General features: G+C 40.2%; 17 protein-coding genes. 14 read left to right on the top strand and 3 right to left on the bottom strand.

The genetic code is table 11. From position 1 onward, the window contains the following. Positions 1-76 precede the first annotated feature (76 nt). The gene (locus IT781_RS17615; RefSeq protein WP_194971488.1) at positions 77-3,079 is read right to left on the bottom strand and encodes a DEAD/DEAH box helicase; all 3,003 of its coding nucleotides are present in this window, start codon (positions 3,077-3,079) and stop codon (positions 77-79) included. A gap of 894 nt (positions 3,080-3,973) precedes the next feature. On the opposite strand from IT781_RS17615, the gene IT781_RS17610 reads away from it, so the two are divergent. After that, complete coding sequence (locus IT781_RS17610) at positions 3,974-6,748, top strand: TrlF family AAA-like ATPase (protein WP_194971487.1); 2,775 nt, start codon at positions 3,974-3,976, stop codon at positions 6,746-6,748. A 12-nt stretch (positions 6,749-6,760) separates the two neighbouring features. Here IT781_RS17610 and IT781_RS17605 read toward each other — a convergent pair whose 3' ends face one another. Continuing rightward, a complete protein-coding gene (locus tag IT781_RS17605) occupies positions 6,761-7,519 on the bottom strand; it encodes an ankyrin repeat domain-containing protein (protein ID WP_194971486.1) in 759 nt (252 codons plus the stop codon). Positions 7,520-8,167: 648 nt separating this feature from the next. After that, the gene (locus IT781_RS17600) at positions 8,168-8,404 is read right to left on the bottom strand and encodes a helix-turn-helix domain-containing protein (protein ID WP_194971485.1); all 237 of its coding nucleotides are present in this window, start codon (positions 8,402-8,404) and stop codon (positions 8,168-8,170) included. Between the two features lie 371 nt (positions 8,405-8,775). On the opposite strand from IT781_RS17600, the gene IT781_RS17595 reads away from it, so the two are divergent. The 13 genes from IT781_RS17595 to IT781_RS17535 all read left to right on the top strand — a co-directional run. Further along, a complete protein-coding gene (locus IT781_RS17595; RefSeq protein WP_194971484.1) occupies positions 8,776-9,420 on the top strand; it encodes a hypothetical protein in 645 nt (214 codons plus the stop codon). Between the two features lie 54 nt (positions 9,421-9,474). Then, positions 9,475-9,849 carry a hypothetical protein gene (locus IT781_RS17590; RefSeq protein ID WP_194971483.1) on the top strand — a complete coding sequence of 125 codons (375 nt, stop codon included), beginning with the start codon at positions 9,475-9,477 and terminating at the stop codon, positions 9,847-9,849. 3 nt (positions 9,850-9,852) lie between these two features. Continuing rightward, complete coding sequence (locus IT781_RS17585) at positions 9,853-10,683, top strand: metallophosphoesterase (RefSeq protein ID WP_194971482.1); 831 nt, start codon at positions 9,853-9,855, stop codon at positions 10,681-10,683. A gap of 305 nt (positions 10,684-10,988) precedes the next feature. After that, positions 10,989-11,669: a metallophosphatase domain-containing protein gene (locus IT781_RS17580; protein ID WP_228779249.1), complete on the top strand. Its 681-nt coding sequence runs from the start codon at positions 10,989-10,991 to the stop codon at positions 11,667-11,669. Between the two features lie 419 nt (positions 11,670-12,088). Further along, the gene (locus IT781_RS17575) at positions 12,089-13,633 is read left to right on the top strand and encodes an AAA family ATPase (RefSeq protein ID WP_194971481.1); all 1,545 of its coding nucleotides are present in this window, start codon (positions 12,089-12,091) and stop codon (positions 13,631-13,633) included. A 54-nt stretch (positions 13,634-13,687) separates the two neighbouring features. Then, positions 13,688-14,341 (top strand): hypothetical protein, encoded by a 654-nt coding sequence (locus IT781_RS17570; protein ID WP_194971480.1) that lies wholly within the window; start codon positions 13,688-13,690, stop codon positions 14,339-14,341. 543 nt (positions 14,342-14,884) lie between these two features. Continuing rightward, entirely contained in the window at positions 14,885-15,664 is a 780-nt protein-coding gene (locus IT781_RS17565) for a TIGR01458 family HAD-type hydrolase (protein WP_194971479.1), read from the top strand. A 489-nt stretch (positions 15,665-16,153) separates the two neighbouring features. Then, entirely contained in the window at positions 16,154-16,687 is a 534-nt protein-coding gene (locus IT781_RS17560) for a hypothetical protein (RefSeq protein WP_194971478.1), read from the top strand. A 337-nt stretch (positions 16,688-17,024) separates the two neighbouring features. After that, on the top strand, positions 17,025-18,179 hold the full coding sequence (locus tag IT781_RS17555; RefSeq protein WP_228779248.1) for a DNA/RNA non-specific endonuclease: 1,155 nt from the start codon (positions 17,025-17,027) through the stop codon (positions 18,177-18,179). 1,180 nt (positions 18,180-19,359) lie between these two features. Beyond that, on the top strand, positions 19,360-19,734 hold the full coding sequence (locus IT781_RS17550; protein ID WP_194971476.1) for a hypothetical protein: 375 nt from the start codon (positions 19,360-19,362) through the stop codon (positions 19,732-19,734). Continuing rightward, positions 19,731-20,633 (top strand): hypothetical protein, encoded by a 903-nt coding sequence (locus IT781_RS17545; protein WP_194971475.1) that lies wholly within the window; start codon positions 19,731-19,733, stop codon positions 20,631-20,633. The genes IT781_RS17550 and IT781_RS17545 overlap by 4 nt, the downstream gene beginning before the upstream one ends. A 13-nt stretch (positions 20,634-20,646) precedes the next feature. Next, entirely contained in the window at positions 20,647-21,168 is a 522-nt protein-coding gene (locus IT781_RS17540; protein ID WP_194971474.1) for an SMI1/KNR4 family protein, read from the top strand. A gap of 42 nt (positions 21,169-21,210) precedes the next feature. Continuing rightward, a partial coding sequence (locus tag IT781_RS17535; protein ID WP_194971473.1) for a hypothetical protein occupies positions 21,211-21,548 on the top strand: 338 nt, incomplete at its 3' end.

Raw genomic sequence — 21,548 nt, 5'->3', positions numbered from 1 at the left:
GTATTGTGTGCTCAGCATTGATTTAACTGTAAGTTGGTTATGCTAATACAAAATTGGTATCGAATTATTATATGACTTATACACTGCAAATTACCCTAAGATTTGAGCCTGTCGTTTCTTTTATATAAATTTCAGCTGAACCAAGTATAGAAAGCTGTTCTTGGGTGGCTAGGCTTTTGGATATAGCGGGTTGAACTATAATTATTCGATATCTCGATTGTGAAAATTTAGCTACTTTTTTTAGCCTTATTAATAATTCAAAATCACCTTTATCAATTCTTGATGTTTTATTTTGAGAAAGTCTAGCTTTCTCCCTACGTTCCATACGATCAAACAATTGATCATTATTATGTATCCATTTTACGCTTTTAACGGCTTGCCCCGCGACTTGATATACGTCATCAACTCTTGAGCCTGGTTTAGCAATTCCATCTTTTTTAGGACAGAATTTGCAATGATATAAATCTATAACTAATTCTTCATCATTGATGTTTTTTATGGCGACAATGTCAGCTATTTCACCACTACTGTCGTCATCGAATACAAGGTCATAATCCCCTTTTATACTTTGAATAGTATGATACTGAATTGAATTTGGAATTTTTGCTTCTCTCTGAGATTCTATAGAAAGATCGATATTAGGCCACTCCCACGCTTCAACTTTTTCAATGTCAAATGGAAAAAGATAATTTTCATTTGAAAAATATCTAAAATCGCCTTCAATTATGGAAGTATCAGCAAGAAAAAATACTGGTGGATTGTCTGAAAAGTAATCTTCAATACTTTGTTCTTTCCCGGAAAGTCTTATCTTTACTGAATCTTGGCAATCAAACTTACAATCACCATTTTCCAAGAATGTTGATGTTATTTCAGTACGATTACTATCATGCATCAAAAAGAAAGATAGAGATTTAGGGTTATCTGCAAATTTGCTACCTATTTCTAATTCGCAATTAACAATAGGTTGTTCATTTCCGTTTAGAACTATTGAGATGCGACTTTCATTTTTTCTCAAAATATCTTCAGGCCAATCCACGTTTAATACAGCAATGTCAGGATATGCTGCTAATTTTTGGGACTGCATTGCAGTCTTCCATATTTCATTCGTATTAATTGTTTCATCAAGAATTTTTGCTCCGACACTCTTACACCAAGAAACCCAAACATCAACTGAACCACTATCCATTGCCCACACTTTACCTTTATGCGAACAGCCAATAGTTATTTTCTTTCCATTTTCATAACCTTTGGCAAAAATATTTGATTTACGTGCCCTATATGATTCTAGTTCAGGTATAGCTTCTTTTGTATCCGTACCGGTATACATAACATATCGAAGATTTTTTCTGTCACGATTTAGTCCAACGTTTTGAAAACATAATCGTTTAATCCCAAATAGAGTTCGAAATATATTTTCACCATTTACTTTGACGGCATCTTTTGAGATAAGGGCCTGTAATCTTTTCACATCACCATCTTTTGCCGAAGAATGGATGAAAATAAGTCCAGAGTCTCTGTCAAAAAAAATAATATATAAATCCCATCTTACATCACGCATTTCCTGAGAGTTTGACCAATCGACAGAAAGAAGTGATTGCGCAGAAAATATCAAAATATCTTTGTTATTACTTACTGATGAATCTACGATCCTAGTATTTTTATCTGAAAATTTTACAAATCTTTCTGGTTCCCATTGGCTTTTCTGAGCCTTGTAAATAACTGTGCTTATCTTTGGTGTTAGTCCGAGATCAATAATTTTACTTGAAGCTGTATCAAACTCTGACCGGAAAGCTTGATAAAGTTTTTCTTCGCCAACTTTTCTTGTACCTATATCCTTTATAATTTTATTCCAGTCTGAATCTTCACTATACAGTTCTTCCAATGTCTCATGAACTTTAGTATTAGCTATGTTGGCAACAAATTTTGCATCACCAAGATTCTTTGATTGGCGAGTAAATCTACCTGTAAACTGAAGCGTAATATTGATGCTCTTATGTACATCATGTAAGGCAGCAATTTTTAATTGAGGTAGATCAAATCCTTCACCTAGCATGTCTACACAAACAATAATCTTATGTTTACCTGTCTTAATATCTCCAAGCAATCTAGATTTTCCTTTTGATTTACTATTAATTAAAACTGGATTTAAGTCTTTATACTCAGAGTAAATTTGAAAAATATTTTCAGCCTTACTAATTGTCCCCGCTCTTGCCATTAATATATGGTCAAATCCATTTTTAATATCTGCTTTTAAAAGAGAGACAGCTTTTTTCGCAATAGCCGAATCAGATTTTTTATCAACAAATTCTTTAACAGGATGAAATTCAATTTTCTTGAAATATCCATCTTCTTGAGCGTCTTTTATAGGATAATTGAATATTATTTTGCCATCTACGCGTGACCCATCAGATCTAAAAGGTGTAGCCGTAAACTGAAATATTGGTTTTAACAGAAACTTTTGTTTGACTCTGTTCCAAGTCTTTGCAGCCACATGGTGAGCCTCATCAATTATCAGATGAGAGCAAAGTTCGGCTAGTTTTGAGAGGCAATTTGTATCGTATTTAGCTAATGCACTTGCTGTAGCCACAATTACATTAGCTTCTTCAAGGTCTTTTAATTCCATGGGCTGTTTGATGCCTTGCCTGACTGTAAGAACTCTTGGTGTCAATACTGCCGAGTCAATAAGATTTAGTTCACGTAGTAAACCTAAATGAATAAATTTATTAGCCGTTTGCTCTCTAAGTGCATCACTTGGCACAATTACCAACGTACGTTCAAATTTTCCGGCTAAAACAATAGATAAGATTGTTTCGGTCTTCCCTGTACCTGTTGGCATAACAATGGTAGCTGCGGAGCTGTCATCTGACCTAATATGACCTAAAGCTGAAAATATTCCGCCTATTTGAGGTCTTCTTAATCCTTTTTGATAATTACTCTCTTCAATAAAGTGGAAGATACTGGTTTTCCAATTGTTTATAACTTCATCATAGGTTGGAATGTTTTCACTATTTTCTGATAAAGATGAAAGCACATTCTCGCCAAAATTGATTCTAGTAATCGACTCTAATTTTTCTAACATTTAATCTCCTTGAACTTCATTCTCTGGAAGCCATCCGATCATTCCCCTTAAACTTGAGTGCCTGGCAATCAGTAAAACTGATCAAGTTTATCTGCATTTAACGGATTGGTTTGCAACATGATAGACAATGGTCAAAATAAACACTGTATATAGTGATTTATTTTTAATGATAACTCAATATATTGTGTTTTCAATGGCTTTTTTAACTAGAGCTTTGGTATGTGTAAAAATTATCGAGATTTACTTCAAACTATTGAGTATATGATAGCTATCTTTGAATGCTGCTGTGCTTGCGTCATAGGCTGCAAAGCGCAGTGACAAGCTCTGCGGTTTCATTGCAGTGCTCCCGCTTGTAATGATATTGGCAGTTCATCTAGTTCTATGTCGAGAAACAAACACAGGAGAAGATCTCGAACCGGTGTATCAAAGATCAAAAAGCCCGTGGTTTGATGATGAAATACTGAGCTGCATTACTGAGCTGCATTAGTTCTGACTTGATCTGACGTAAATGAAACCGAATTTAGGCTTATGCTATAGATCCGGCAATATGAAGTTTTAACTTTTTTCAGGCAGCTAATGTCATAGCTAGCGTATCTCTTGGCCTTCGGTCAAGACTGCGGAGAAGAGATTCAAACTTCAAGGGGCGGAGCAATAAAGATTAAAAAATTAATATTTGCTATTGCTCAGAACTACCATTCAAAATTGATGCTAAGCCATCTTCTAATGTTATCCCCAGGCTGTTTTTATACCTATTTGATATGTTATCCAGCTTAAAGAAACTAGTTCTGAAAGATATTCTTAATTGTTGGGTTAGACTAAGAGTGTAATATATTCTTATCTAGATAATATTCTTCTCATCCGGTACTTTGAAAAAAGACGTTAAAGGAAATAATAATGAAATTTGTTGGAGCTAAATGGTGGAAGGTAGACTTTCATACACATACACCAGCGTCTTTAGATTATGGAAAGTCAGAGCCATCACTGAGACAAACAAAATGTCATAGAGATTGGCTCATAGACTTCATAAATAAAGGAATTGAATGTGTCGCTGTTACAGATCACAATACTGGTAATTGGATTGATGATCTAAAGATTGAGGCTGAAACATTAAGAGCGGAAGGCCATACTATACATGTATTTCCCGGAGTGGAAATAACAGCAAACTCCAACATTCATATCCTGGCAATATTTGATCCATCGAAAACCGCCAGCGATATTCATGCTATTGTCGGAGCTGCTAGGTTTCGCGGCACGAGAGGTGACAGCAATGCTGTCTCTGAAGAAAGTGCTGAAAAAATAATTGAAGAAGTAAAAGCCAGTGGCGGAGTAGCGATACCTGCTCATATCGATATGAAGGCGGGCCTATGCCAATTAAGCTCTTCCCACACAATTAGGCAGATATGTGAGAAGGCATCTGCCGTCGAAATTATTTTTCCAGATCAGGAAAGAGAAGACACACCATTATCGAGGTTTAAAAGACTTAACATACCATTGCCCGAAGTTATTGGCTCTGATGCTCACCACCCAAAAGATATTGGTAGAGCTTACACCTGGGTAAAAATGGCTATGCCATCTATAGAAGGGCTGCGGCTTGCTCTTGTCGATGGAAAATCTTCTATTATCCGCTCCGATGAAATTAGCTCAGAACCGAATCAAACCTCTAGCACATTGCTGCATTCAGTTTCGATTTCTAACGCAAAATATGCTGGTAGGGCAGCCCCCTTAGAGATTAATTTTAATCCATGGTTAAATTCAATTATAGGTGGTAGAGGAAGTGGAAAATCATCGGTGCTTGAATTTATCCGTATAGGAATGGATAGAGGCCGTGATCTTCTATATTTGGAAGAAAACAATGAAGTAAGGCAGTCTTTTCAAAACTTCATTAAAAAGTCTGTTGGCCGAGATGCGGAAGGTGTAATGCTCGACGATACTGAAATATCGTGTATCTATTCAAAAGATGGAGTTTATTATCGCTTAAACTGGAAATTCTTAAATTGGAAATTCGACACTCAGGCTATTGTTATAAGCCGATACGACGGTAAAAAATGGATTGAAGAACATGGGGACGTCTATTCAAGATTTCCAATTAAAATATTCAGCCAAAAGCAGATTTTCAGCTTAGCAAATAATCCTAACACTCTTCTTAAACTAATTGATGAATCCGAGAGTGTGAATTTCCACCAGTGGAAAATGCATTGGGATGATCAAAAGAATTCATTCCTACGGTTATGTGAACAACGAAGAGAGCTTCAGGCTAAACTTGCGAATAAAAATACGTTACAAGGTCAATTGGCTGACATTAATCAAAAAATAACTTTGATTGAAAAATCGGGACACTCAGACATTCTAAGTGATTATCAATATTACAGATCTAGATCGCAGACAATACATAGTCATTTAGAAAGTCTAGAGAGTTCAAAAAACACAATGATAGCTCTAATCAATGAGCAACCAAGTCCAGCCATAGAAGCAGAGTTGTTCTCTACAGAGCAGCCATCCGAGATGGAAGTGGAAACAGGCCTTAAAAATCTTTCTTGCTCATTTGAAGGATTGAAAACAAACATTTTACAGGCAATTACCGTATTCAATGGAGAGGTTGAAAGCTTCACAGCTTGGTTCCAATCAAGTGGTTTCTCGCAAGCTTTAAGAAGCAGCGAAATAAAGTACCAACAGCTGGTTTCAAGCCTGGCATCGCAAGGTGTAAGTAACCCAGCACATTATGATCATCTGATTGCGCAGCGTAACTCTGTTATCGAATCTTTAAAACAATTGGAAGCTGTCGAGAAGCAGATACAGGCATTTACAGACCAAATCAATGCAACGTATATTGGCTTAATCACTGCGAGAAGAAATTTAACGCTAAGCCGTTACACTTTTATCGAGCAACACATCAAAGGCAATAGTTCTATTAAAATTGAACTCGAACCATTTGGAAACGATGATAGTATGGATCGTTCATTCAGAGATGTGATCGGTAGAAACGATGGCGCATTTTCTTCAGATATCTATGATTCAGAAAGAGCAACTGGTTTTCTTTACGAATTGTCTAAGAGTATTAAAACAACCTCATATAATTTTGAAGGGGTTGGTGAGGGTTTACAGAATAGGTTGGACATTATTCATAACTTTAAGGTTGAACTAGCCAGCAGATATGGCTCTGGATCGATTTTTAATACCAGGCTGGGCAAGCGATTCTTGGACTTTATGAGTCAATTACCCATTCAAACCTTTTACCATTTAAATCTTTGGTTTCCTGATGACAAGTTAACTGTGAAATATCATGACGGAAATAGGTTTAAAGATATATCCCAGGGTTCTGCTGGTCAAAAAGCGTCTGCAATTCTGTCTTTTCTCCTATCGTACGGAACAGAGCCGTTAGTTCTTGATCAACCAGAAGATGATTTAGACAATGGGTTAATTACTTCATTGATTGTTTCTAACCTTCAAAGCAATAAATCCAGTAGGCAAATTATAGTTGTAACACACAACCCGAACATCGTCGTTAATGGTGATTCCGAGTATGTTATTGCATTGCAAGATAAGGGACAAATACAAGTCAGTGCTGCGGGAGCTTTACAGGAGTTGGCCGTTCGCAAGAACGTTTGTGAAATCATGGAAGGTGGCGAAATGGCTTTACAGCAGAGATATAAACGGATGTTTAACCTTTAGCCAGCAAATCAATTACATGAGGACACTTTCAGTTTTATCTTCAGTTACAGTGACCAACGAAGTTAAATCGTTTTTTTCAATACATCCATTTAATAAATCTTCTATCTTTTTGCGTTTATTTTTTTTCGCTAAACATAAAGGAGTACGACCATCTTTATCTTGAATTGTAGGGTCTGCACCATTTCCGGTTAGAATTTGTGCAGGAAAAAGCTCGCGTGATTCGCATGCATAATGCAATGCAGTTTTGCCATATCTACCTTGGTGATTGATATCGGCTATATGTGAAATCAATAATGCTAATATTTCCTTCGCAGCTTCATCCATAGTCTCACCAGGTTGAAGGATAGTTTTTTCACTGGCATATATTAATGCGTTATCCCCTTTAGGATTTTGATAGTTGACATCGGCACCTTTTTCAAGAAGGAACTTTACAACATCATAATTCCCACATCTTGCAGCAAGCATTAAAGGCGAATAAGTATCGTCATATACACTGGTGTTGTAGCCTATACCTAGAGTTTCTTTACCATCCAAATTAACTTCTGCTCCATTTTCGATCAGAACTTGAACGGTCTTTAATGATTTTTGTTTATCTTTATCTGTGATAGCTACTAATAGTGGCGTTGTATTGGACTCATATTTACAGTTAACATCTGCATAATCCAAAATCAACTTTTTTACTTTTCTAAATTTTAGCTGTGATGCAGCGAGAAAAAGTTCTTTATTTAGCAAAGTTATTTTTAACGCGAATATTTCTAATCTAGAAATCATTTAATTAATTCTTTTAGTCTCGCGCACAAGCTATCAAAAATTTCCTAATAAAAACTTAAATATCCTTTTATTGAACAAAACGATATGCGCTGTATTTCGATAATCTGCATTGCCTTAACTCTTGTTGGCTGAGGCAAAAAATAAATTGATAAGTATTATAACTTACCTCATACTCGTACTGTACATTTTTGCCATCTTGCCCGATTGTCATGCTCGACAAACAAGCCAAATCTGCTTTTTATAAAGAGGCCAAAAAATTAACTATGCAAAGACTATCTGGCCGAAATTAAAGCCACTTATTGGGAATGGTGAATTAGAAGAGAAATTGTCGTTATTCTTCTTGCATGTACAAGTTAATTTTTTACCAAAAAAATCAATTTTCCAATCCTGTAGCAATTGGATTCCGGCTTATGTCCTATTAATACGCCTGCACGCCGAACTTCAACAATAACCTCGGCAGAATATCATCAAGATTGAGCAATTCCTGTTTGTCATTGTCGGTCTTAGGTTTGTCGACACCTTTCATATTGTCGATGCTATCTTTGAGTGCCTGGATTTTGATGGATTTACCCGGCTAACGGTATAAGGAATCTCTTGGTGACTACCCTTATGTCCATGAGGACGCAATGCCTCAGTTTTTATAAAAGCCTAACTTTCAGGCTTTATCTCATCATCCACTAATGTAAGTAATTCGGCTGTTGTAACCCCTAGGCCGATCGCTATTTTACAAATATTACGTAAAGAAAGATTGCGCTTCCCCCGCTCCACCTCGCCAATAAAGCTTCTGGCCATGTCACATTTCAACGCTAATTTATCTTGTGCAATGCCTTTTTCCTTGCGAATTTCAGCTAAACGCTTGCCAAAAAGCACGCAATATTCATCCATCAGTTGGTCCTAAGTTAGCTAATTTAATATGAAATAATAATAAAACCCTCTGCTAGAAAACACCCTACACAAAGGGACGCTATATAAGAGGACTCGAAATAAGTGGAGTATATTTCCCATTTATTTTATACTTTGGCTTTCCCGAAATTGCCGTGGTAGCCACACCTTCTAGAGTTCCCTATTAGCGGGTTACGAGTTCATGTGGCTATTTAGCGCACTAGATACGGGAAGCCATCAATTAACTTGGCATACCACATCTAGTGAGCACTGCGGAAAATCCGGGGAGCTTATACTCTTGTTCTTAATTTTTTGACTATGGCTATTGAACAAATACAGCCTGTGAGCAATATGGAAAGCATTTACTTTTAATTATGTTACCGGTATTACAAAATTTATTATGTAACGAGTACCCGACTTTATACCAAGACCGACAGAACGCTGAAAAGATGGTGTTCGAATGTAACGACGGCTGGTTCGCATTAATTGATACGCTATCTTCGCTAATTGTAAAACGGTCCCGTACTACAGTAGTCGAACAGGTAAAAGAAGGCGACTATGGCTCACTCCTGGTTTGCGTATCTGGATACGCTCCAGAAGATTATGATTACATCTTTGGCATCACTAGACTGGCCTATTATCTATCACAACTGATATGTGAAAAGTGCGGGAGCAGAGGGACCTTTATTAATTCGTGCGGGATGACAGCACGCTGTGAGTTGCATGACCCGTGGTCTTCGCATCAATTGGAATATGATGAAACCCTCAATTTACCTTTTCCGATGAGAATGAAAGGCACAATGTGGCGCCTCATGATTCTTGAGTTTTATCAGCTAATCCAGATTCATACAAAAAGTAATGATATGCCTGCCGTTGATATTCATTATGTTAAAAAATTCAAAGGTAAGCTATGCATTAAACTCGCCGGGGGAAATGAAATAACGCAAGGAATGTTAGCGCTTTTATTAGCTTATGCTGAGAAAATTGATGAAGAGACGGGAGAGATATTGAACAGATAGCTAAAAAGCCTAATTACTAATTAAACGCTATTTCTTACCTCTCTAGTCAAATTGATGGATATACAAATTATTTTTAGCGATGCTGACAACGTAAATAACCAGCCGCAAGTAGACATCGTTGCCTGGTCAATTCGTGAAGTCAGTTTTTACGGCGATGATGAAGATGATGATGTGATGCATCTTTTGATCGGCTTTGTGATGATGAACAAACAATGGCGTGTTACGACAGCAATTCAACATTTTGACAGTGACAGAAAAAAAATCACAACAAGCAGTGGCCGAATTTATAACTTAGTGGGTCAGCCGGTAAGCAACGGAGATACGGACTTTGAGTTGGTTTGGCAACTCTGGAAAATGACAAATAACGTAAACTTGGATGTTGACGTCACCGACAAGTATGCTACGAAAATTAAATGGTTTGTTATGTGAATTATGAAAATATTTGTCGCATCGGACCTACATACTGAATTAGTTAGCCGAAAATTCGACCCAGCTTTTGACTATGACTATATGCGTTTTAATTATCCAAATGACGCGGATGTCATAGTTTTAGCAGGTGATATAGGCGAATGGACTAACGGCATCGAATGGGCTAGGTATCGTTTTAAGCAGCAAGAAATTGTTTACATCGCCGGAAATCATGAGCTTTACGACAGTGATTTAGCGATCATTGACGAATTACGATTTAAAGCTAAAGAACTCAATATCCATTTCCTGGAAAACGAATCGGTCATTATCCGTGGCGTTAGATTTCTCGGGTGTACTATGTGGACAGATTTTGATTGTTATTCATCTGAAGAAATTAATCGAGCTTGGTCGACCATCAACGATTATAAATACATCTATTGCCGAGCATGGTGGGCAAATGCACAAAACCGAGAAGCCGCGTTACAGTTGATGCGCCCCGATTCACTATTCGGATTCGATCCTGAATATTTTTCGCCGACAGTTGCTTATCTATTACACAAGAAATCGTTATGTTGGCTGCAACAGCAACTCGATCAACCCCATACGGGTCAAACTGTTGTCGTGACACACCATGCGCCAACTTTACGATCAACTGCAAATGTAGCTTACGGCTCCAACTTGGAAAAATTTCTAAAAAAGAACGCCGGCAAAATAACCTTATGGTGTCATGGACATATTCATAAGTCGGTAGATTATGAAGTAGCTGGTGTAAGAATAGCGTGTAATGCTAGGGGGTATCCTACGCCTATAGGGCTTTCATCCTCTTTTAATGAAAAAAAATTGATATGCCTGTAAGTAAGATGGACAGTTAGCCGCTTGGCCAAGATGGATTGAATACAAGTTTATTATGGAAATCCAGGACCTTAAATATGAATGAAAAATTGTCTGTAATTCTTGTCGCGTACGAATTGCAGGGAGTTTTTCATTCAAGGTTCTATTTGGATGCTTGTACATTCACAAGTGACAACCACCATCTGATCGTCATCTTTAAAAATATAATCTGGGGCATGATCTCAGTTGCGGCATTCTGTTTTTCTCAATTCTTCGAAAAAATATTTTACAGCAGTGACGATCATGCTCCATTTAATTAGGAATGAATCATGTACACACATAAGAAAAACGTTCGACATAGCCTGTCATCACAATTGACAGCCAAGGGTATGCGTTTAGTTTGTATGTCCGACCTTCATAGTTCCAGGCAAGCCTTTTCGGTCCCCGATGGCGATGTCCTCATCATTGCCGGCGATATTTGCGGGTATGGTTGTCTTGACGAACTTGAAGATTTTGATAATTTCTTGAAGGGCTTATCGCATAAACACAAGCTGCTGATTGCGGGTAACCATGATTGGCCGTTTGCCAAGGCTAAAGAGCAGGCCAAAGCACTGGTAAAAAATGCGGTATATCTTGAAGATTCCGGCATTGAGATCGATGGCGTAAAGTTTTGGGGATCGCCCTGGCAGCCCTTTTTTTGCAGTTGGGCGTTCAACTTGCCGCGCGGTTATAAGCTTGCAGAAATATGGGCAAAAATCCCAGACGATATTGATGTGCTAATTACTCATACACCGCCTTTTGGCATTCTCGATAAAATCGATGATGACGAAAGCGTCGGCTGCGAAGATTTATCCGAGGCTTTGAAACGTATCAAACCTAGGGTTCATGTATTTGGCCATGTCCATGAGGGCTATGGTGTGCTTGATCGCAACGGCACGACTTACGTTAATGCATCGTTGAATAACGAGTATTATCGGCTCGTCAATGCACCGATTGTCGTTGATTTGTAATATCAAGTATTTTGCACTTCAACAAATTCGTTATCTTTGATCACCACTGGTCGCGTAGTTGCGCGGTGGATTTGTAAGATTACATGGCTTCATTGGCGTATAAATTTCCTTTCATTTCTTTATTCACCCATCGCCAAATCCATCTACTCAAGATTGTGAATCTTGCTTAAGAGGATAATAGCTATTGGCTCACAGTATTATCAGGCGAATTAATAAAATAATATAAAATTAATACAAGAAAGCAATATAATAATATTTAATAAAAAATGTAATAAATTATATTTAATGATATTAATTTGAAAAAATATATATTTTTTAACACTATTTTTGTCTATTATGTGAAAACATATATAGGATTTTCCAATAATCATGTTTTCGCATTGTTTTGTTTGACAGGGCATGATTTTTCATGATTTTATATGAATGTAATCCAGCGGCATATCAAGCATATAAAGCGCTTGATGATGTTATTCATATTAAATTATGACTTTGTTAATAGTATGTATATACATGATAAGAATAATATATTCAGAGAATATTTAAGGTGGAAATCAAAGGTAAGTAAACAAGAATCATTAGAAGAAATTGAAGGCATAGAATTTTCAAAATTACCTACGGTTGTCGAGATCTTTAATCATGCACGGATGCAGGAAATTCTTGATGAACATGACCGCAGAAGTAATTTGCATCGTAATAACAAAAGATTTCTAGGTTATTTAGGTAATACCAGTGGCTTTTTGCAGCTTATTGAATTGCCGATGTCTATTTTTGATGACCTTGAAGAACTACGAGCTCGATTTCCGAATTTTTCAACCGTTATCGACTTTTATAAAGAGCAATTCGCGTTGTCGCTGCTCGGTGAGACACGTGTATTTTCTGCAAGTCCATTGTTGATGGCAGGACCGCCAGGCGTTGGTAAAACAACTTTTTGCCATGAGCTCGCTAGGCTTATCAAAACACATTTCGAGCTCATTAGCCTATCGGGTATGACGGCAAGTTTCGTCCTCGGTGGAATGTCGTCAGGCTGGGCTGAGGGGAAACCGGGCAAAGTCGTCGAAGCCATAGCCCGTAGTTGCATTGGAAACCCAATAATGGTGCTTGATGAAATTGATAAAAGCGGGGGAGACAAACGATATGACCCCCTCGGCGTGCTGTTGCAATTGCTAGAAAAGCAAACGGCGAAATCTTTTGTCGATGAAGCCTTGGAAGTCCAGGCTGATTGTTCCTTTGTAGTCTGGATTGCAACAGCAAACTATGTGAATTTAATTGCAGAACCGATTCTTTCTCGTTTTACTGTCATCGAAGTGCCTGCGCCATCTGATGAACAAATGGTTAAGGTGATTAATTCTGTCTATAAAAAAATTCTAAAAAACTATGATTGGGGCACTAAATTCGTTGATCAATTGGATGAGGCGGTAATCAATAAAATTATTGAAAGCAAGATGGGGCCAAGATCGATCCAACGTGAATTAAAAAGTGCTTGCGGAAAAGCTGTTTTGAGAACACAAGAACAACAATGCAATCGAGAAAGTAAACTATTTGAAATTACTTTGGATGACTTAAGTGTATCTTCAACAGCACAATTACTGATACCTCAGCAGCCTCAAATTAAACACGGAGCCAATATTTTTATGCCGATCTTTAGCATTGCCCCCATTGAGCAGGAGCCCGAAGAAACGATTGTATTTTGGTCTGTTCGAGAAGTGATATTTGGCCAGGAAACCGATAGGTCACACCATCTTGTTGGATATATCCACCGAGGGCACTCTGGGCGCGTTACTTCAGCAATTCAAGAATTTGATCGCAGTTCAATGACTGTTAAAACAAAAAGTGGCCGCGTTTATTTTTTAAAGGGCCAGCCGGGTTTTAATGCTGATGCCGAATATGTGTGGAATAAATGGAAAGCAATTAATGACGCACGTGATGAAGTCGACGTGACAAATCAGTATTGGTTAATGCATTAATAATTTCGAGCCATGAATGTTATTTCATGCTTTTCGTAAAATCGGAAACACTTTATGAGAAAAGAACTGGATGAACAATTATGTCGAAAATATCCGAGTCTATATCGCGACCGCCATGGGGATATGAGACGCACTTTAATGTGCTGGGGCTTTTCATGCGGCGATGGCTGGTACACACTGATTGATGTGATTTCAGAACTATTGACAAAACACAATCCCCAGGCTCACGCAATGCAAGTTAAAGAAAAGTCTGGCAGTTTGTGTTTTTACCATCATGGTTGCGATGACTACTCGCTGGGCGTGCAGATGACAGCTGAAACGTTATCACAGTACATCTGTGAGATCTGCGGTGCACCGGCGCTGCTCAATAACGATGGCGGCTGGTCATCGACACGATGCAAAGAACATGCGAGCGAATATTCAGTCAATGATGATCTTGAGGAAGATATTGATATTTCTAGTGTTGCGGATCTTGGTCTTGGTGCGGCTTGGTCACGTCTCGCTCTGATTTTAAAACAATCAGCAGATTGGCATACTGAAAAAAACGGTAGACCGGCTGCGGCATTTTTTATCAATAAAAGTAAAACGAATGGACAGCTGGCGATTAGGTTTTCAGGGGGCGATGAAATGACTGCTGGGATGGTCGACATTATTGCCGGCTATGCCAACAGGATTGATGAGCGCACTGGGCTAATCGTCATCGAGTAAATAGCTGTAGGTCTGGATTTGATGTGGCATCAATGAAATCGGATTCAGACTGATGCCATCTTTATCTAAAGATTAAAAAAATGGCTGCCATCGGCCCATGCCATGTCAAAACACAAAGATCGAAAAACAGTGGTTTATTAATGCCAAATGTTGAGAAAAATATTGAGTACGGTGTAGTAGTTTGAACTTAATCTGACAACTTATAAAATTAGTTTCTACTGCATCAGACATAGACTGTCTCAGTTCGACCCCTTACTGCCGTTCGCCAATGCCAGCAAGCTGTGTCTGCAATGATTTATATAGCCGACATTCCATCTCTAGCGAGCCATCTAACCAACATTCAGCATCAATAGCAGCTGGAATCCAAAGGCCGTGCTAGATGTTGTTGATTCCAATACTTCTATGTTAAATTCTGATACGATTCAGTCATCTATTTATCGAGGTATCAATAAAATAACTCGTATCTCCGCCACCTGCCTTTGATAATTATGTCATTGGCAATTGGCCTTTTCGTTGGTTATCTCGGTTTCAGATAAGACAGATATGAAGACCCTTGCTACTATTAAAGGCATTCTGTTTGACCTTGATGGCGTGCTTTACGTTGGATCGAATGCCATCGAAGGTGCAGCTGTAGCGGTTGAAAAAATTCGTGTGAGCGGTATGCCTTGCCGTTTTGTCACCAATACCAGTACTTTATCATTGGCATCCTTACAACAGAAAATCAACGCCATGGGCTTTTCAATTTCTGCCGATGAGATTATCAGCGCTCCCCAGGCCACATTACTTTATCTCAAAAATCAGCACGAACCAGTTTGCCGCTTGCTGTTGGCGGATGATGTAAAAAAGGACTTTAAAGGATTTCGCCAGTCCGATACAAAAGCAAATTATATTGTAGTCGGCGACATTGGTAATACCTGGTCTTACCCGTTGTTGAATGAGGTTTTCAATTGCCTGATGCAGGGCGCGAAACTGATCGCCATCCATAAAAACCGATTTTGGCAAACTGAACATGGCTTGCGAATGGATATAGGCGGGTTTATTGAAGGACTGGAATATGCGAGCGGTTCCAAAGCCATGATTATTGGAAAACCTTCTGCTGAATTCTTCCAAATCGCTTTGGATGATATGGGACTGAAACCCGAAGAAGCCGCAATAATAGGTGATGATATTGATGTAGACGTTGGTGGCGGACAGCAGGTTGGGCTAATGGGGATTTTGGTGAAGACTGGGAAGTATCGGCAAAGCTATGCTGAATCATCCCCTATCACACCGGATTTGATAATAGATTCGATCAAAAATCTACCCAGTCTGTTGGGTTGTTAGTGTAATCTTTTTCAAGGGGAAGCTTCTGAAGGGTAAGTAAAAAACACATCTTGGGTTGTATCGAGAGTAGTAACGGCGGGTGATGCTGATTATCTGGTGACCGGAGATTACTGATCCGGTATGTTACAATGTGGAAACATTGGTCGAACCCGATTTGTCACTCCAGCGGAATTTTGCATACAGATTTTATATGCATATTATCTAGCCAAAAAAGGCAGTGATATTAACCTTCTCAATAGCAGCCATTAATTTCAATTTTTGCTCACTGTGGAAGTGGCAAATCGACCTTTTACCATAGTGGCTTGAGCGGCTGTTTATTGCCGGATGACAGACAGTCTTTAAGATAAGAAGAAGCCGTATATCATCCGACACTGAAAGATATACAGCTAGCGTTTTAAAGGAACCCGCTTAATTTATTGCTTAGAGTGTGTCGATAAACGATGATGTACAGAAATTATATAATTGTTAACCATTAATTGAGATAAAGCATTGATTGCCGAATACACAGCCGCATATGCAACGATAGTTGGGCTATTATCTGCATATGCAACAGGTAGGGACGTTCAAAAAGGATTGGAAATAGATGAGTTTATTGAGTGGCTCATTGAACATAATCATCAAAAGATAGTGGAAGAAATCCAGAGGAATCAAGCAACCTCAATTTTCGTGAAGGCTTTTCTGAACCGGGAAATACCAGAAATACAATTAAAGCTCGATTCAATTCTTGCGTTAGTTCAAAGTCTAATCGAGAGGCAATCAGAAAATTCTGATGCCCCTGTTGGGATGCCTCTTAACCATCATTACGGAAAAAAAATGCTCACTTTTTTATTTGAACAGTTCAAATCAAATAGGTTTTCCATTTCAAATTTTGATTATGCACTTGAAGAAACAGAGTATCTGCTTAAAGGACACCTTGAGAAAGTAAACCCGTATGTGCTTGAAACGATGGTTCGAGAATGCTTGTCCTCAAGAATATCCGCAACAGAAATAGTTCATAAGCATTGGTTAAATTTAATAGAATAAGCTAACCAGTGCATCCACTTGCCACCGCAAAAGTCCTGCCACTTTTTGTGTCAAGTGATGCAGTTGTTGAACGGCTGCTTTCTGGCTTTTACCCGCAATTCCCTTGAAATTCTTGATCGTCTCTTTTTGGCCGCGTTATCCCATTAAAAACAAGATCACATACTTTCCTGGCTTTGCTAGGAAAGTACTTGATTTGCTGAGCATGACCTATAATAAAGAAAATAATAAATAAAAATACTTCAAAGAAGTTGCTATGTATCTATACATCATCCGTTTTTTCATCCTATTTGGGTTATTCTTTTCCACACTTGCCTCAGCAATTACACCGGCATCTCAGTTGCCTAATAGTCGTGTGTTTACCTATGCCGAAGCCAGTTATCCGAACATTTTTACCGGCGAAGCGACAGAGGAAGGGCATTACCAGCAGTATCTCTATCGCTATTACCCAGCCAGCGGCAACTATCTAGGCATTGATCCAGCAGGCGATATTTTCGTTCTGGGGCCCTATACCGGCAATGAACTGACGGCTGTTGGTAACGTGGCCGATTACGATAGTGCCATTACAGACTGGGAAGTCGCACAATCAATAACCTATGATCGTGTGTTCGCTTACGCGGAAGCCAATTTCCCTGCGATTTTCACCGGTAAGGTAGAAGGGATAGGCCTCAGTCCTCAATTTCCTTATTACCGCCACTATCCGATCAGCGATAACTCGTTAGGCATTGATCGGACAGGGGATATCTTCATCTGGGGCTCTTATACCGGCGATATACAGACAACTGTTGGCAATGTGGCCGATTACCGAAGCGCTATCCTGGCCTGGGAACACCAACCGAGCTTGAGATTGGATTATCCGGGCTTCACAGTCTGGTTGGATTGTGCAAAACGAGGAGCTACCAAATTTCAATATGTGGCCCAGCATGATACAGGCAATGCGCCTCGCTATGACCGTTTCTTTCTCGATCCCAATGTTCCGACTGACTGCCAGCAAACCAGCTCCAGTGCCTATGGCCTGAATTACGATAGAGGCCACCTGGTGCCGGCCAATCACTTGGATGCTTCAGCCGAAGCCATCAAAGCCACTAACACGATGACTAATATTCTGCCGCAGGCGGCCAATATGAATCGGGGGGCTTGGTTGCAGACCGAAGAGATCATTGAATGCTATCGAGATATTGACGAGCTATTGGTAATTGGTGGCGTGATCTGGGGCAATAACCCAGATGATGATGCCTTCCTTCAGTCTCATAGCGTCCAAACACCGGATGCGTTCTGGAAAGTCATTATCCGGGGAATAGGTCAGGATGAACAGGCGATTGCCTGGATTGTGCCTAACAGTCAGGAAGCCACTCGGGATCGTCTGGATCAGTATTTAGTAAGCGTATCTGAACTAGAGCATATAACAGGCGAGGTTATACCGGTGGCTGACTATGCCAAAGATGACAAGCCCGGCCAGTCCTGGATGATTCCGATAGGGTGCGACAAAAGCTAGAAAACCGAGTAATTATCAAGATTGGATATCTGGCCGGAATGAGGCGGCTTGAAACAGCCCTGACCAACTCAAACCGGCCAATCAGAGACATTCAAGAATTTCAGCCAAATAGCGGCTGTAATACAGAAAGCTGTCATTCAATACGAAAGGTCAGAGGCTGGTTGATCGTTTCCTGGACCGATTTATTGGGCAGAATACGAGATTTATACATGGACACGCGATTAAAGCTTGAGGCCCAATGTGGCGGTGCCCCCACCAAGTATCATCATAAGCGCCATAAGCGCCATAAGAGGAATGGTTTCGTCGCACTGAGGACATCTCATGATTTTTTCCTAGTGGCTCATCGGCGATGCCACACACATCCTGAACTGTCATCACGCTACCCTATATCGTGCAATCGGTAAATTCGTACGACCTGCTTACGACGGCTGAGTTCGGGGCATTATCTCAAAACGAACGCTTCGATTCGCTTGGTCGGTGCCATTTTTATCTGAACCAATCTGCATTGACTTTTACGTCAGCTTTCCAATACTATTGGTTGGACATGGAGAAAATGCTATAAACGATAAAAAGTTACATCAATAGTTTATCCTCTGATGCCCTGCCTCGGGTGCACTCTTGTTCCAGGAATAGAAAACATGGCAGTTACACAAAAAATCACAAACAAGCTAAATAGGCCCTACCATCCGGGAACCAATAAATCCCTATCGTTCCGCTATTACGATCCGCGCGTATTGAACGCTTTTCAGCTGTCGAGTAGGCTAAGACGATCTTCCGCCCCGTCAAAACCCGACTTGCCGAAAAAGACGATGACAAGAACCTGCGCTGTTTTTTTCCGGGGCCAGTTACAAGTTATCTCTGTCCGATACTGCTTGACGATCTGATACCTTTCGCCGATCTCTAAAATCTACATTAATCACAGGAGTGTTTATATCCTTGGCTGCTAGAGTTTCAGATATGTATACCTACCCCATGTTGGGAAACTCTGCCAGAATGTTTGATATGACCGAGCATGGCGGCCTGATTGTAAGTGCTCCTACGGTGATGATGGGGGTTGAATGCTGATTGGTAAGCATGGTTGCTTATTAAACAAAGGCTGATAATCAACTCCTGAATCTCTTTTCTAATTCCATTTCTCTAACTCAATATGTTGATCCTTAGCAAGTCCCAAGTGCACGGAATGGTGCTTAAAAATCGGAAATCCCTGATTAAGGACATTGATGAGCACCTATTGGAATATCGCCCAGATTTTAAATCCATTTATCCACGTGGCTATTTGCTGTGGGTAATCAATGACAGTATCGATCTTGCAGAACCATTTAACCTGGACGATGTTTATTCCATGCGATTATTTATTCGATTGCGCTGGGAAATTGCACCCGGATTTTATAAGCAACCACAAATAGCCGCTGTGTTGGCACAAACACAGCGCGCCGCAGAAGATCGATTTGCTGAATTAACCACAGAACGCTTTGCCCCGGCTTGGGAGCAGGCCCGCCAATTCAAAGATCCCAGCGAATGGCGACGGGATCGCTATTGGGGAGAAGAACCGTGAGCCAACATTATAACGATGCATTAGCAGAGCAACTTCGCAAAAACGTCTGGGAACAGTTAAAGACCGAAGCTGCAAGCATGAGCAAAGTTGAATATGCTCAAGTTTCAGCCGACATTATTGGGATATTTGATCCAACACCAACGAGCGATGCAGTGGGAGCAGTTCTCTCAGCCGCACAAGGCGATGCCTTAGGTGTTCTATTGTCACTGGCAGGGATGATACCCTATGCGGGCGATGCTTTAGCCAAACCGGCGAAGATTGCCAAGCACGCACCAGAAACCGCCAAGGCATTGGAAAAAATGCTGAGAGCCAGCGACAATTTGGCAATAGCGGGAAAAGAAGTTCTCAAGAAAAGCGGGCTCACGCTGCAACAAGTAGCCGAGGCACGCAACCAGGCACTAAAGAAAGTGCAGCAAGCCATGCTGGATGCCAAGCAAAAAATGCCTGGTTGTGTGACTTGTCAGGGGCTCGATGGGGCAAAGCGCAAGTTAGACATGCCAACAGGTAAAACTAATGGCAAGTGGCAAACCCCAGATGGCAATCAGCCCGCGGATGGCAATGGCCTATTTAAATTCGACCAACCTAAAACCTTGCCCGATGGCAGGACAGTGTCGGGGATTAAGTTCCGTAATGGTGCGCCGAATTTCGACGAATATGTTGTTGGCGGCAAGCATGAACTTTGGGAAGTGACTGGGGACGTCGATAAGGACGCAAAAGGACTAACTAAAATGATGCAGGAAATCGATCCCAACTGGGAACCACCTACAAAAAAAGATTTTGTTCTGCATCATTTTGAGGATGGCAAGGTAGGTTATGTTCCTCGGGTGCTTCATGATAAAGCAATTGGTGGCGTCGCCCATACCGGTGGTAATTCTATGATTAATACTAAAGAGTTTTAAAGGAGATGGTTTAATGTTTCAAATTTCTGAAGTAATGCTAGCACGTTGGCAAAAAGAAGATGAACCTAAAGCGACTGCTTCTGATATTAAATTGATTGAATCCTCGTTAGGCATCAAGTTGCCCGTTCCTTATGTGGAATTTGTCAGCCAGTACGGCTTTGTCATGTTTAATGATGTGCCAGGTATGTGTGATCAATTTTCTTACACCATTACCTATCCTGACCGGTTGGAAGCGCATGAAGGAAATATTGCGTATGTAATGCAGCCAGACCGAGTTATCCAATCCTACAATATCGCTACCGATCCCGATTACGGTGAAGAATGGTCACCTTGTTTTCCTCGCAATTACTTACCCATTGCGGGCGATGCTGGACAGGGCTTAATTTTGCTAGAACTCGATGGAGACCATCAGGGGCGCATCTGGTACTGGACGGAGAAACAATGGCCCTGGGGTGAAGAAGATAACACTTGGTTGGGCTTTGTCGCCGAAAACTTTTATGACTTCATCAACAACCTGCACCCTTATCGGGATTGAGCAGTGTTTATTTCCCGTATTCGCCTGAAAGGATAAGTCATCGTGGTTCATGTGTATGAAAAGTTGCAGTCCGTCGCGTTCGAGCGGTTGCCAGAGCCGATTCAAAAGGTCTATCTGACAGCGCCCGTTCTCTCAGCCATCGTAGAGGCAGAAGGCAGTGGCTTTAAACTGGCCACACCATCACTACTTGACCGACCTGCCAATCAGGCACTGGTGCCCAAACTGGGGATTAAAAGCTGGCGGGATTCAGGTTCTTTGGGTGTGATTTATGAAGGTGTCAATATTCGCACTGTCATAGAACGACTGCTACAAAGTCCCACACAGCCACAGCGCACTATTGCCCAGGCATGGATTGAAACTGGAACCCCGTTAAAACTGCA

Origin of the sequence: Methylobacter sp. BlB1 (assembly GCF_015476545.1) — a bacterium.
Lineage (GTDB): Bacteria > Pseudomonadota > Gammaproteobacteria > Methylococcales > Methylomonadaceae > Methylobacter.
This window is presented reverse-complemented; position numbering and strand designations above follow the sequence as displayed.